The sequence below is a fragment of the Levilactobacillus tongjiangensis genome, assembly GCF_003946345.1.
GTDB classification, from domain to species: domain Bacteria; phylum Bacillota; class Bacilli; order Lactobacillales; family Lactobacillaceae; genus Levilactobacillus; species Levilactobacillus tongjiangensis.
Genome location: NZ_RHNY01000002.1, coordinates 80,697 through 94,363, shown reverse-complemented (window position 1 = coordinate 94,363; position 13,667 = coordinate 80,697). Strand labels below are relative to the sequence as shown.

Sequence of the window (13,667 nt, the reverse complement as noted above, 5' to 3'; positions counted from 1 at the left end):
GGTGTTGAGCCACAAATGGGACTCCTTTCTCAGTGATGTAATAATTTATCGAGCCAGGAGGTCTTGGCCGGTGTTTTAGCGTTCGTAGTGGTCAGGTCCCGATTAGCGGGATACTTCTTGGCCAGTAAAATGGGATTTTCGTTGATGGCGTGGTCACTGGCAACGACTAATCCCAAATCAGTGTCATTGACACCGTAGATTTCGTCTTGCTTGATGGTAAATTTCAAGTTATGTTGGCTTGCCAGTTTCATGTAAGGTCCTAGATCAGTCTGGTCAATGTGGCCGTTTAAGATGACTTGAAAGTCTGGGTGAGCGGAAATCTCAGTGATGAAGGCGTCCAAATTTTTTCGGTCAGTCACCTCGGAAATGGTCATCGCCAGCGAGACGCGTTCCCGGAAAGTTCCGAGGTAGTGGCGTTGCTCATCGGGATTGATTTTCGGTGTGCCGTAGACGGAATTTTGTAAATGTTGTTCCATTTGACTCTTTTCAGCCATACAGTTCCCTCTTTTCAAATTAGTCTTACCAGTATAACATGGAATCAGAGTCACGTTTAGCAAGGAGGCCTTGTCATGTATCTGGATCAAGATTTTCACGTTTTTGACGACCCGACGTTACCAGGACGGTTGGGGAAGATTCAAGCTCAGATTGATCCTAAGTTTCTAGAAACAGTGGCGGATCTGCAGGAAACATTTGCGCAATTGGCGGTGCCCATCTATGATCACGTTTCACAGCACCGTCGGCGAACCAAGAATCCACCAACTGACACGTGGGTGGCTTTTAGTACCTCTAAACGGGGGTATAAGATGCTACCACACATTGAAATTGGGTTCTGGGATGACCGTTTCTTTATCTGGTTGGCGGTGTTGCAAGAGGCCAAGAATCGGCAGGCACTGTTGAGTGGCCTCAAAGAAGATCTCGTTTTACAACTGCCAGCTGGTTTTGCGTGTGGTGGTGATCACACGGACAAGAATAGTGGGGTGCCGTTGAATCGGGAGACCTATCAAGCGTTGATGGCGACTCAAGCCAACCGCCATGCAGAGTGGCAGGTTGGTCGGAACTTTCTGCGCGGGAGTGACTTCTTCACGGGGTCACCGGCGGAACAAGCGCGCGTGATTCGAGCGACCGTGCAGGCTTTGCTGCCAGTGTATGATCAATTGATTCGGGTGTGAGTCGTCGCCGATATGCGTAAGTCTGAGACAAACTAATCCTTGATGGAAATCATGGCTTAGAAAATTTGAGGGGGAGTTTGTGTGTTTGAATTGATGAAACGGTTGTGGCGCAACCCATTGACCGCGTTTTACATAGCTTTGGTATTGTTAATTTTAATTGCCTGGGAAGCCCGGGCATTTCTGTCGCTGGCATTGTTCACCATCATTTTTATTTATCTGGGGAATGCCGCGATTACTAGAATTGAGGGACGCCTGCACCTGCATCACTTGTGGGCGACGCTACTGGTTTATCTGTTATTTTTAGTAGTCTTGGTGGCGGCGTTCTCGCAGATTATTCCACCGTTGGTGTCGGAGGCGGCTCACTTACCGCATACCATTGATAAAATAATTGTGACGTATCCGCAGTTACAGACGATGTTTACAAAAATGGTGAAGAATCTTTCCCAGAATGCCTCTGTCATCAGTAACGGTAAGACCTTGTTTACCAGTGGGCTGGGTCAAATCTCACGGTTTAGTTCGGGGGTTGAAACGATTTTGTTGGCCTTCTTCTTTGGATTTATCTTTAATTTAACGAAGGGGCAGTTGCAGGTGTTTGCCCACGCCTTCACCAAGAGTCGTTTTGCCGGATTGTTCGTGCCTATGGGCCAATTGATTATGAAATTTGTTCAAATCTTTGGCACGGTTATCGAGACGCAACTCTTAATTTGTACAATCAATACAATCCTGATGGTCTTAGGCTTATGGCTCATTGGTATGCCTAGTCTTCTAATTTTAGGGATTATGGTCTTCTTCTTAGGATTGATTCCGGTAGCGGGAGTCTTGATTTCACTGATTCCGTTAAGCATCGTGGCTTTTGTCACGGGTGGCCTTATCCGGGTGATTGCGGTTCTAATTATCATCGTGTTGATTCACATGTTTGAATCCTACTTCCTGCACCCACGGTTGATGGCCAATGCCACCAATTTACCGATCTTCGTGACGTTCATTACGTTAATTGTGAGCGAACAGATTTTTGGTGCTTGGGGCCTGCTGGTCGGTGTCCCACTGGTCGCTTTCTTACTGGACGTGTTCGATGTTCAGCTGAAGCCTAAGCACGTGGCGGCGGAGTCGAAGGATGCGTAATTTTCAGGATTAACAAATAAAAATCCCTGCCAATTGGCGGGGATTTTTTAATCGGTTAATTGAAAAGCGGATGAGTAAGACCTTAATTTAGGCTTGATCGTGATAGTGCTTGCCAGTCTTTAAATTAACGTAGTCTAAACCGTAGGCGTTGCCGCCATCAAATGTTTTTGATCTGAACATAGCATAGGTGCCCTTGTGATGAATGGTAGGGAAGGCATCGACGTCGGTTGAACGGTGTTGGTAGGCGCCTTTGGTCGTAATACCATAAAAGTAATTATCTTTGGTCGTATAGCCATAAAATTTGGATTTTTTATATTTTAAATGATACTTCTTACGCATCTGTTTGATTGTATATTTTGATTTGTATTTTTTGCAATGCCATTTGATATAGTGAACGGATGCATGAGCATCTACGGGCGTCGTTGTGGTAGCGGTGAAAATACCGCCAAAGGTTAGCACGGCGACGAAAACCATTAGGGTTCGTTTGAGCATTACTAGAACTTCTTTCTTGAAACATGAAAAGTATATAGTTTGGAGAGCGTGAATCTCATTTATAGTTATTTAATTTTCGTCATTTTATCTGCTTCGTTGTAGTAAATTCTAGAGGGGTGCTTATACAATGTGCCTGAACTGACAGTCAGTTTTTTCTTACTATGTTTGATGACCTTAAGCGATGGGTAACCTTCAGCGTTCTTATCAAACTTTCCTCTGATAATAAAGTGCGTGCCCTTCTTAGTGTACTTACAATTCGAGAGCTTCATACTGTATTGGTGACCACTGAATTTAATGGTTGTTTTGTATGTATGAATTCCTTCGTACAGACGACTCATGGTTTTGTATTTCTTGCCGTCAATTATATGATACTTTGGTTCAAGCTTTGTTCGATAAAAGCTGTGTTTTAAAAATGACGGGACACCTTTGTGCCAAGTGGCCGCTTGTGCATTAGTTTGGAGAAAGACTCCAGAGAATGATAAGCCAATCCCAATGAGAAAAAACAGTTTAAACTTTTTGAGACGCATAGTAATGGTCCTCCTTATGTATTAATAACCTTAATCATGCTAAAAATAATAATAGGTTATCCTGATTGATTGTGCAACTGCAAAATTGTTTCTGGATTCTCTTTTTAAGGGGAGGTTAGATTCAGAAGCTATGGTGATTGTTTTGCAGGCTGCAAATAAATGGCGAACTTATTGCAGAAATAAGAAGTGTCGTCCAAATGGTTAACCAACAAAAAATCCCCGCCAAGTGGCGAGGATCTTTTCAAACCAATTAAAATCGAAATCTTAACGGTTGTAGTATTCAACGATAAGAGAATCGTCGAGTTCTGCATCGAGTTCTTCACGTTGAGGGAAGCGGGTAAGGGAACCTTCCAGCTTGTCAGCGTCGAATTCGACGTATTGTGGACGACCAACAACGGCTTCAACAGCGCCCTTGATGATAGCCATGTCCTTGGACTTTTCACGTACGGAGATGACTTGGCCAACTTCGACTTCGTATGAAGGGATGTCAACGCGCTTGCCATCAACAGTGATGTGACCATGGTTAACCAATTGACGAGCTTGACGACGAGTCGTTGCCAAACCCAAACGGTAAACCATGTTGTCCAGACGACGTTCAAGTAAGATCATGAAGTTCGTACCATGGGTACCTTCAGAGATCTTGCCGGCACGCTTGAACAAGTTGTAGAATTGACGTTCAGTCATACCGTAAGTGAACCGGAGCTTTTGCTTTTCACGCAATTGCGTACCGTATTCAGATAACTTTTGACGACGACCTTGACCATGATCACCAGGTGCGTAAGGACGACGGTTTAATTCTTTACCAGTGCCGGAAAGGGATACCCCTAAACGACGGGAAATACGCCAGCTTGGGCCAGTGTAACGAGACATAGATAGTTCCTCCAATAAAATATTATTTGGAGTAAAATAAGCTGTATATAAGTTTAGTATTCGTGCAGGTTGCTTTGCAGGTTTCACCGTATGCAGCCGCAGGTTACTTCCTGAACCAATCGAACGGCAACAATCTGTTGACGAGCTTACCACTTATCGCTGCATTATTTTACACAACGACCAGTATAACCAGAAACCCTAGTCCTTGTCAACGTGTTTCAACAGAACCTGGGCAAACTCTTCGAGAACGGCTTGGTCTACGACACTAAACCGGTCCTTGGTGGGGGAGTCAATGTCCATGACCCCCAGCTTGGTACCATCAGCTAAGGTTAGTGGCACGACGACTTCGGCGTTGCTGGCGGAGTCACAGGCAATGTGGCCCTTAAACTGATGAACGTCGGCAACCCGTTGTGTTGTTTGCGTCGCTAGTGCGGTACCGCAGACACCACGATTATTTTCAATGTGAACACAGGCAACGTTTCCCTGGAAGGGTCCCAAGATGAGATCGTCGGTTTCTGGTTGATATAGGTAAAAACCAGTCCAGTTGACGTCAGTAAGTGTTTGCATCAATAGGGCAGAGGCGTTGGACAAGTTTGCCACTAAGTTCTTCTCTTCATATAGCAATGCATCGAGTTGTTCCGTAATTATGGGGTTAATTGGGTCACTCATAGAAAGGCCTCCAAAGTTTAGTACATAAATTATTCGATTATCGTAAAAACAGCCAGAGAATCACGAAAACCTAGTGAAGCCCAAGTGTTACTTATGCTATAATCGAAATTAGATTAAATTGTAAAATTAACTGGGCTGTTTTGCAACCCATGAATGAAACGTTGAAATGTGGATGAAGGATGGGGTCAATATGATAGGTGTGTTAATCGGAATCGTCATACTTGCCATCGTTGCCTACGTGGGTGTGCTAGCCTACCAGCAACGGGTACGGCGGCAGGTCGCGACGTTAACCGCAAAAAAAGAAACCATGGTGGCTATTCCCTTAACGGATGAGCTGGAACTGGTTGGGCAATTAAGCCTCACTGGCCAGTCCCTGGAACAGTATCAACAACTTGAAGATGACTTCACTGACATCACCGAGAACCGGTTTACGCGTATCGATGAAGCACTTACCAAGTTGACTGCTGATTCACGGGGAATCAATTTGGTACAACTTCGACAGGATCTGAACAAGGTCACCCTGTTGGTTAGCCAAACTGACGAACTCGTGCAATCGGTTCAAGCCAAATTGGCCGGCTTACAAGAAGTGGATAAGCAACACCGACAAGCCGTTCATGACTTGGAACAAAAGTACCAGGGGTTGCGGAAGACGTTGTTGGCTAAGAACTTTGCGTTTGGCCCCAGCATTGACGGCTTGGAAGAACGCCTCAGTCAATTGGAAGATAATTTTGATACGTTTACCCGTTTGACGCAAGAAGGGGACCACGAGCGAGCAGCTGATGTCCTGAGTCAACTAGATACGGATACCGATGAGCTGGAAGGTTTAATTAAAGCCATCCCACCACTGTATAAGGATTTAACGGTTGTTTATCCGGATCAGCTGAAAGAATTAAAATCAGGTTACGACCAACTGACCAGTCAGCATTTCCACTTTGGTGAGCAAGATATCCCGCAAATGGTGACGGACATTAACAACCACGTAACCGAAAACTTGGAAACGTTGGGTGATTTACGGCCTGACGATGCCAAGGTCGTAAATGATCGCATTGCTAAACAAATTGATCAAATTTATGATCTGATGCAAACGGAAATCGATGCCAAGACACCGGTCGAAAAAAATCTGGATAACGTGGCCAAGTTTATTGGGCACGCGCAGAATCAGAGCCACGCCTTGTTGAATGAGTTGGACCGATTGAGTCAGAACTATACGTTGGATCACCAAGAACTGGAAACAGCCCGTGAGCTCAACGAGCAGTTACGGAACATTGATGGCACGTATCAACGGGATGTGCAGGACCTGACCGGTCAAACGGCGACATATTCCGTTATTTTGGAACACCAGCAGCAACAGGAAAAAGATCTACAGCAGATCGAAGAACAACAGGCTGACATTTTAAAGAGTGTGGCTGGGTTGGCTGATGAAGAGCGGCAGGCCAGAGACACTTTGCAACAATTTGATTTTGATCTACATAGTTTACGCCGTCAGGTTGAAAACTTGAATCTGCCCGGGATTCCCCAGGAGTACTTAGACTACTTCTTCGTGGTACGGGACGAAGTGGCCCAATTAGCGACTGACATGGATCAACCGCAGATCAATATGGAACGGATTACCAAGCAACTATTGATCATTCAAACTGATTTAGATACTCTGCGGGAAAAAACAGAGGATCTAATCGACAGCTCGCAATTAGCTGAACAGTTGTTACAGTACGCTAACCGTTATCAGACTAGTCACGACAATGTGGCTGAAGCGAGTGAAAAAGCAGCCCAATTGTTTGAACATGACTTCCAGTACGCACAGGCGTTGGAAACAATTGCGACAGTGCTTGATGAAGTGGAACCTGGTTCTTACAAGCGTTTAGAAGATGCCTACTATGCCCGTAAAGGGACGGCTAAACCTAAGCGACGAACTGAAGAAGAATAGCCAAAAGGCTTACCCAAACGGAAACGGGGGTAAGCCTTTTCATTTATTTGCTCGGCGTGAAAAGCTTGTGGTTGGTTGCATTTGTGTTTATAATGAAAAAGAATTTCTATCGGAGTCGAACCAATAGAAAAAGATAAGAGGGTTCAGTATGATTTATTTTGATAACAGTGCAACGACCAAGGCAGCGCCCGAAGTTGTTGATACTTACGCCAAGGTCAGTGAGCGGTTCTGGGGTAACCCATCAAGCCTGCACAACGTTGGTGAACAGGCCTTCAATCTGCTTGAACAGTCGCGACAACAGATTGCTGACCTCGTCGGTGCCAAGCTGAGTGAAATTCTATTCACTAGTGGTGGCACCGAGGGTGATAACTGGGTCATCAAGGGGACGGCCATCGCTAAACGCGAATTTGGTAACCATTTGATTACGACTGAGGTTGAACATCCTGCCGTTTACAACACCATGGCACAGCTGGAAACGCTGGGCTTTGATGTGACTTATTTGCCAGTTGATGAGAATGGCCGCGTGTCCGCCGAAGACTTGCGGGCTGCCATTCGCCCATCAACGATCCTGGTATCCACAATGGCCGTGAACAATGAAATTGGGGCCATTCAACCACTGGATGAAATTGCCGCTGTGATGCGCGACTTTCCTCGGATTCATTGGCATATCGATGCCGTTCAAGGTATTGGTAAGGGGCTGATGGACCATATCTTCAACGACCGGGTGGACTTTGTGACCTTCTCTGGTCATAAATTCCACGCGCCACGCGGGATTGGATTCATGTACAAGCGTCAGGGTCGGAAGATTGCGCCACTCATGACTGGTGGGGGTCAGGAACGGGATTTACGTTCCGGCACTGAAAACCTCCCCGCAATCGTGGCGATGGCCAAGGCGTTACGGTTATTGCTGGACGATGAGGATGAAAAGGTCAAGCGCCAACGCGAGATTCGTTTAGCCATTCTCCATCACGTCGAAAAGTTTCCCAAGGTGACAATTTTTTCAAAGGAGTCGCCACTATTTGCACCGCACATTCTGTGTTTTGCCATAGCGGGGGTTCGAGGAGAAACTATCGTGCACGCCTTTGAACAACATGAAATCTACATTTCTACAACGAGTGCTTGCTCGTCCAAGAAGCACATGGAATCCAGTACGTTGAAAGCTATGAAGATTGACGACGGCATCGCTACGAGTGCCATCCGGATTTCTTTGGACGAGCATAACACGATGGCCGAAGCTGAAAAGTTCAATCAAGTCTTTGATGAACTCTACACGCAATTTGAAAAATTAAGCTAATTAACGAAAGGGGTCGCGCCATGGAATACAGCGAGATTATGGTTCGTTACGGCGAGTTGTCGACGAAGGGAAAGAACAAGAAAGACTTCATCAAGCAACTTGGCCACAACGTTCGCAAAGCTCTGAGTAAGTTTGACGACTTAGATATCAGTGCACAACATGACCGGTTACACGTTACCCTGAACGGTGCGGATTCGACAGCCGTTATGGCCCGGTTAAAAGGGGTCTTTGGGATTGAAAACTTTTCCCCTTCTGTGAAGGTCGAGAAGGATATTACGGCCGTCAAGGCTGCAGCCATTGCCATGCTGAAAGAAAACTATCAGCCGGGAATGACTTTTAAGATCAATACACGGCGACAGGACAAGGAATTCCCTTACGATACGTACCAGCTGAATGAACTTTTGGGTGATACGCTTCTGGATGCCTTTCCTGACTTAGTGGTCAAGATGAAGCACCCTGACTTGGAACTCCGAGTTGAAGTCCGAGTAAACGGGGTCTTTCTTTCCGGCCAAACGATCCATGGAGCCGGCGGACTGCCCGTTGGGACCGGTGGCAAGGCTGTGATGATGTTGTCTGGTGGAATCGACTCTCCAGTGGCTTCCTACTACGCATTGCGTCGTGGGGTCAAAATCGACATGGTTCACTTCTTCAGTCCACCTTACACGTCGGAGCAAGCCTTGGCTAAGGCCAAGGAGCTGACGGCACGGTTAGCTGGGTACTCTGGTGGCATTCAATTCATCCAGGTACCGTTCACCAAGATTCAAGAAACTATCAAGGAACAAGTTCCTGAAGGCTACCTGATGACGGTTCAGCGGCGTTTAATGCTCCGGTTGACAGCAGCAATTGCTGAGAAGCGGCATGCTAAGGGGATTTTCAACGGAGAATCTCTGGGACAAGTTGCCTCCCAAACCTTGGAAAGTATGGCGGCCATTAACGATGTGACCTCGATGCCAATTTTGCGGCCACTGCTGTCAATGGATAAGACGGAAATTATCAAGGTTGCCAAAGACATCGACACCTACGATCTTTCTATCCTGCCATATGAAGATTGCTGTACCATCTTCACGCCGCCGGCACCTAAGACTCACCCTGACTTGGAAAAGTCACGGCGGTTTGAAAGTTTTATTGACGTAGAAGGCTTGATGAAGGAAGCACTCGATGGCATCACCGTTACGGAGATTCGACCAGGGGATAACTACCTGAATCAAGACGAAGACGTCTTTGCAGAATTACTTTAATATGAACGTGTGACGCCAGGCGGTTGAGAGTAAATCTCAGCCGCTTTTTTGTCTGAAAACTGGGACTTTAAACACCAGTTAGGTTTGTTGTACCAACCATGGTAGCAGCTAAATTAGGCAACCTAGTGTGTTTTCACCTTAGTGGCCGCCAGCTTATGTAGTTAACTTTATGATCTACACAAAATCTATTACTGGTTGGCTTGTACAGAGTGGCATATTGGAGCATCAGTGGTTGTCATGATAAAAACGCAATCAGAGTCGGAGGAGGCCAGGGATGTAGCCCGTCGTGAAGGTGGTGTTGGCTGGTGATTTTCCAGCGTACAGCACGGGCGACTTTGAAGACGCGTGAATTTTCGCGGCTTCAAAGCGAGCGAGAAGCCCGCTCTTTGGCTGAAGCGTCCCCGCGGCAGGCGGAATCCCTGGCCACCGGAGCACAACCAATTTGTCTTTAACTTGAGTTTTTCGTGATTTTATATCAAAACGCTTGTCAGGACCCCCTATGTTGCGTGATAATTGAACCAATCAATCGGCATAGGGCCGATAAACAACTTGAAGGGGTTGATCTGCGTGGAAGTTACACGACTCGGCGATACATTTTCTCTCTCTGGCACGTTACCAGAAGTGGGGAATCAGTTACCTAAATTTAAAGTATTTGATCAGGAAAACACGAAAGTAAAAACGGCCAACTTGATTGGTAAAGTTACTTTGATCAGCGTTGTTCCCGACCTCGACACGCCAGTTTGCACGCTACAAACGCGGAAGTTTACCCAGCAGGCGGACCATTATCCAGCAGCACGGTTCTGTACGATTTCTAACAATTCAATCGCAGAACAAACCGGCTGGTGTGCTGCTCAGGGTGTGGAAAACGTCGACCTGTTATCCGACGAAGAGTTATCATTCGGTTACGAAATGGGCCTGTACGTTCCTAACCTGGGAAACTTAGCACGGTCCATCTGGATCATTGATGACACGGGTAAGATCGTTTACCGGCAAGTGGTCACTGAACAAAGTGACGAACCAGACTACCTGGAAGCTATCGAGGCCCTCGAAAAATTAGTTCCCCGAGTTGACGTTTAGGGAAAAGTTGAGTAGACTATCTAAGAATAGCTAAGAACAAGTCAGTAGCGAGAACGAAGTTGTCTAGAGAGCCGGGGATGCTGAAAACCGGTCGGCTTGGTTCACGTGAACGTAGCTTGCGAGCTGACGGACTGAAATGAAGTAGGTCCGTTCCGGAGCACTCTCCGTTAACAACGATGTTAAGTGGGGCATGAACGCCCAATTTAGGTGGTACCGCGAAGAATCTTCGTCCTAATTTTTAGGACGGAGATTTTTTTGTGTCCATCCACTAACGTCAAATCAGAAAGGAATTGATTTCATTGGCAGACAAGCAAATCGACATGCCAACCAAGTACGACCCAACAGCCGTTGAAGCCGGCCGTTACCAGTCTTGGTTAGACGAAGACGTCTTCAAGCCTAGCGGCGACAAGAAGGCAAAACCTTACTCAATCGTTCTCCCACCACCTAACGTGACTGGGAAACTCCATTTGGGGCACGCTTGGGACACAACTTTACAAGATATGATCATCCGGCAGAAGCGGATGCAGGGCTTTGACACGCTCTGGATTCCAGGGATGGACCATGCTGGTATCGCCACGCAAGCCAAGGTGGAAGCCCGGTTGCGCGAACAAGGTATTACGCGGTACGACTTAGGTCGGGAGAAATTTGTGGATAAGGTTTGGGAGTGGAAGGACGAATACGCCGCTACCATTCACAAGCAATGGGCCAAGATGGGTCTTTCCATGGACTACTCTCGTGAACGGTTTACGTTAGACGATGGTCTTTCAGATGCTGTTAAGAAGGTCTTTGTGAGCCTCTACAAGAAAGGCTTGATCTACCGTGGGGAATACATCATTAACTGGGATCCCCAAGCACGAACTGCGTTATCTGACATTGAAGTTATTCACAAGGATGACAAGGGTGCGTTCTATCACGTGAAGTACCCATTTGCTGATCCTGACTTCACCTTTAACGGTAAACACTACATCGAAATTGCGACGACGCGTCCCGAAACGATGATGGGTGATACGGCGGTTGCCGTGAACCCCGATGATGACCGGTACAAAGAACTGGTGGGCAAGGAAGTTGTCTTACCACTGGCTCATCGGAATATTCCAATCATTGCTGACCAATACGTTGATATTGACTTCGGAACTGGGATGGTTAAAATTACGCCAGCCCATGACCCTAATGACTTCTTAGTTGGAAATCGGCACAACTTGGAACGAATCAACACCATGAACGAAGACGCAACGATGAACGCCCGTGCCGGCAAGTATGAAGGCATGGACCGGTTTGAAGCGCGGAAGGCCATGGTTGCTGATTTGGACGCAGAGGGTGTCTTAATCAAAGTTGACCCAATCGTCCATTCCGTTGGGCACTCAGAACGGACGGGTGTTCAGGTCGAAGCTCGGCTCTCCACCCAATGGTTCGTGAAGATGAAGCCATTGGCTGAAGCCGCCATCAAGAACCAAGAAGGCGACAATGCCGTCGACTTCGTCCCAGAACGGTTCGAACATACCTTTACGCAGTGGATGGAAAACGTCCATGATTGGGTTATCTCACGGCAACTCTGGTGGGGTCACCGGATTCCAGCTTGGTACAACAAGAAGACGGGTGAAGTCTACGTTGACGAACAGGCACCTAAGGATCCCGAAAATTGGGAACAAGATCCCGATGTTTTGGATACCTGGTTCTCTAGTGCCTTGTGGCCATTTTCCACGATGGGTTGGCCAGATGAAAATAGTGCAGACTTTAAGCGCTACTTCCCAACGGACACGTTGGTTACTGGTTACGATATCATCTTCTTCTGGGTTTCCCGGATGATCTTCCAAAGTCTTGAATTTACGGGTAAAAAACCGTTCAAACACGTCTTGTTACACGGCTTGATTCGGGATGAAGAGGGTCGCAAGATGAGCAAGTCCCTGGGTAACGGAATCGACCCAATGGACGTTATCGACAAGTACGGGGCCGATGCCTTACGGTGGTTCCTGTCTACTGGGTCGACCGCGGGCCAAGATGTTCGGTTCAGTTACAAGAAGATGGATGCTTCCTGGAACTTCATCAACAAGATTTGGAACGCCAGCCGTTACGTCATCATGAACTTAGGTGACAATACGAAGCCGGTGGTCCCTGATGCTAGTCAATGGGACTTAACTGACAAATGGATTTTGAGTCGGTTGAACGACACCGTTAAGCACGTCACCGGAATGTTCGACAAGTTCGAATTCGGTGAAGCTGGCCGGGCCCTCTACAACTTCATCTGGAACGACTTCTGTGACTGGTATATCGAAATGAGTAAGGAAGTTCTGACCGGTGATGACGAAGCCGCAAAGGGGCCTAAGCAGGACCTGTTGGCTTACGTGCTGGATCAGACTCTGCGTCTGTTACAACCAATCATGCCATTCGTGACTGAAGCCATTTGGCAAGCAATGCCACACAAAGGCCATTCTCTGGTAACGGCGGCTTACCCAGTCGACCATCCAGAATTTGACAATCCAACGGCAGAAGCTGACATGACCAGCTTGATCGACCTGATCAAGGCTGTGCGTAACATTCGGGCAGAAGCCAACGCGCCAATGTCTACACCAATTGACCTGCAGATCAAGACGCAAAATGCCCAACTGCAAAGTGTCTTTGAGAATAACCGTGATTATATTGACCGGTTCGTTCACCCTAAGGACTTTGCGATTGGTGCTGATCTGGTTGCACCAAAACTGTCGATGACCTCCGTGATCACCGACGCTGAAGTTTCCGTACCGTTAGCTGAATTGGTTGATTTAAACGATGAAGCTGCTCGGCTGGATAAAGAAGTTGCCAAGTTCACGGCTGAAGTGGATCGGGCGACTAAGAAGTTAGGTAACGAACGCTTTGTGGCCAACGCGCCAGAAGACGTGGTGAACGCTGAACGTGAAAAGCAAGCTGATAACGAAAAGAAGTTAGCCGCAACGCAACAACGTTTAGCTGACATTAAAGCACAGCTTTAAACCGCCTTGAATCGGGTTTTGTCGATGAGTAGGCTTGATGACGATGTGGTTCCTCTGACGGGAACCACATCGTCTTTTTGTGTTGTGAGGGCCGTCTACTTAAACTAACGAATTTGTCACCGGGTTCAGCTAATTTTCGTAATCAATCAATGATTAGTGAGGTGACTTAACTATCTCATCATCACTGGGGTCAGGTTGGTAAGGGAAGTGTTTGCAGAAAATAGCTAGCCGCCAAGTTTGACCATAAATTGGCTGGTAAACTGGCGTTCTTTTTCAAATGAAATCTGCTAAACTGGAAGGCAGTGACAAATCGGGAGGT

At 46.9% G+C, this 13,667-nt stretch carries 12 protein-coding genes and 1 other annotated feature; of the genes, 7 read left to right on the top strand and 5 right to left on the bottom strand.

The window, feature by feature from the left end; translation table 11 throughout:
* Window positions 1-29 precede the first annotated feature (29 nt).
* On the bottom strand, window positions 30-494 hold the full coding sequence (locus EKM75_RS01450; protein WP_125691436.1) for a YueI family protein: 465 nt from the start codon (window positions 492-494) through the stop codon (window positions 30-32).
* A gap of 75 nt (window positions 495-569) precedes the next feature.
* Here EKM75_RS01450 and EKM75_RS01445 point away from each other — a divergent pair, with 75 nt between their 5' ends.
* Window positions 570-1,169 (top strand): DUF1054 family protein, encoded by a 600-nt coding sequence (locus EKM75_RS01445; protein WP_125691434.1) that lies wholly within the window; start codon window positions 570-572, stop codon window positions 1,167-1,169.
* A gap of 81 nt (window positions 1,170-1,250) precedes the next feature.
* Window positions 1,251-2,291 (top strand): AI-2E family transporter, encoded by a 1,041-nt coding sequence (locus tag EKM75_RS01440; protein ID WP_125691432.1) that lies wholly within the window; start codon window positions 1,251-1,253, stop codon window positions 2,289-2,291.
* Window positions 2,292-2,378: 87 nt separating this feature from the next.
* Here EKM75_RS01440 and EKM75_RS01435 read toward each other — a convergent pair whose 3' ends face one another.
* The 4 genes from EKM75_RS01435 to EKM75_RS01420 all read right to left on the bottom strand — a co-directional run bounded on the left by EKM75_RS01435 (window position 2,379) and on the right by EKM75_RS01420 (window position 4,849).
* Window positions 2,379-2,783 (bottom strand): hypothetical protein, encoded by a 405-nt coding sequence (locus EKM75_RS01435; RefSeq protein ID WP_125691430.1) that lies wholly within the window; start codon window positions 2,781-2,783, stop codon window positions 2,379-2,381.
* Between the two features lie 65 nt (window positions 2,784-2,848).
* Entirely contained in the window at window positions 2,849-3,310 is a 462-nt protein-coding gene (locus EKM75_RS01430; RefSeq protein WP_125691428.1) for a hypothetical protein, read from the bottom strand.
* 264 nt (window positions 3,311-3,574) lie between these two features.
* Window positions 3,575-4,180 carry a 30S ribosomal protein S4 gene (gene rpsD / locus EKM75_RS01425; protein ID WP_125681860.1) on the bottom strand — a complete coding sequence of 202 codons (606 nt, stop codon included), beginning with the start codon at window positions 4,178-4,180 and terminating at the stop codon, window positions 3,575-3,577.
* Between the two features lie 198 nt (window positions 4,181-4,378).
* A complete protein-coding gene (locus EKM75_RS01420; protein WP_125691426.1) occupies window positions 4,379-4,849 on the bottom strand; it encodes a GAF domain-containing protein in 471 nt (156 codons plus the stop codon).
* Window positions 4,850-5,039: 190 nt separating this feature from the next.
* Here EKM75_RS01420 and ezrA point away from each other — a divergent pair, with 190 nt between their 5' ends.
* From ezrA to EKM75_RS01395, 5 genes are all read left to right on the top strand, one after another.
* Window positions 5,040-6,773: a septation ring formation regulator EzrA gene (gene ezrA, locus EKM75_RS01415; RefSeq protein ID WP_125691424.1), complete on the top strand. Its 1,734-nt coding sequence runs from the start codon at window positions 5,040-5,042 to the stop codon at window positions 6,771-6,773.
* 148 nt (window positions 6,774-6,921) lie between these two features.
* Window positions 6,922-8,067: a cysteine desulfurase family protein gene (locus EKM75_RS01410; RefSeq protein WP_125691422.1), complete on the top strand. Its 1,146-nt coding sequence runs from the start codon at window positions 6,922-6,924 to the stop codon at window positions 8,065-8,067.
* 20 nt (window positions 8,068-8,087) lie between these two features.
* Window positions 8,088-9,305 (top strand): tRNA uracil 4-sulfurtransferase ThiI, encoded by a 1,218-nt coding sequence (gene thiI, locus EKM75_RS01405; RefSeq protein WP_125691420.1) that lies wholly within the window; start codon window positions 8,088-8,090, stop codon window positions 9,303-9,305.
* Between the two features lie 567 nt (window positions 9,306-9,872).
* Window positions 9,873-10,382, top strand: a complete 510-nt coding sequence (locus EKM75_RS01400) for a thiol peroxidase (protein ID WP_125691418.1) — start codon at window positions 9,873-9,875, stop codon at window positions 10,380-10,382.
* Between the two features lie 23 nt (window positions 10,383-10,405).
* Window positions 10,406-10,619: a binding site (T-box leader), on the top strand.
* Window positions 10,620-10,702: 83 nt separating this feature from the next.
* Window positions 10,703-13,348 (top strand): valine--tRNA ligase, encoded by a 2,646-nt coding sequence (locus EKM75_RS01395; protein WP_125691606.1) that lies wholly within the window; start codon window positions 10,703-10,705, stop codon window positions 13,346-13,348.
* Window positions 13,349-13,667: the final 319 nt, after the last annotated feature.